The organism is Streptomyces griseoloalbus, assembly GCA_014650015.1.
Classification (GTDB): domain Bacteria; phylum Actinomycetota; class Actinomycetes; order Streptomycetales; family Streptomycetaceae; genus Streptomyces; species Streptomyces griseoloalbus.
Genome location: BMUD01000166.1, coordinates 1 through 544 on the forward strand (window position 1 = coordinate 1; position 544 = coordinate 544).

1 pseudogene is annotated in these 544 nt (G+C 60.7%); it reads left to right on the forward strand.

Annotated elements, in window-relative coordinates:
- Positions 1–544, forward strand: a pseudogene (locus IE178_RS36845) (hypothetical protein); the annotation flags it as partial.

Genomic DNA, 544 nt, shown 5'->3' on the forward strand with positions numbered 1-544 from the left:
TGCACCGCGAGGAAGGGCTGAGTCAGTACCGCGCATACGACAGCCGTGGACAGTTAATTGCCGTGAAAGACACGCAGGGCCATGAAACGCGGTATGAATACAACATCGCCGGTGACCTGACCGCCGTCATTGCCCCGGACGGCAGCAGAAACGGGACACAGTACGATGCGTGGGGAAAGGCCGTCCGTACCCCGCAGGGCGGGCTGACGCGCAGTATGGAATACGATGCTGCCGGACGGGTCATCCGCCTGACCAGTGAAAACGGCAGCCACACCACCTTCCGTTACGATGTACTCGACCGGCTGATACAGGAAACCGGCTTTGACGGCCGCACACAGCGTTATCACCACGATCTGACCGGCAAACTTATCCGCAGCGAGGATGAGGGGCTGGTCACCCACTGGCACTATGACGAAGCAGACCGCCTCACGCACCGCACCGTGAATGGCGAAACCGCAGAGCGGTGGCGGTATGACGAACGCGGCTGGCTGACAGACATCAGCCATATCAGCGAAGGGCACCGGGTGGCGGTGTATTACGGATA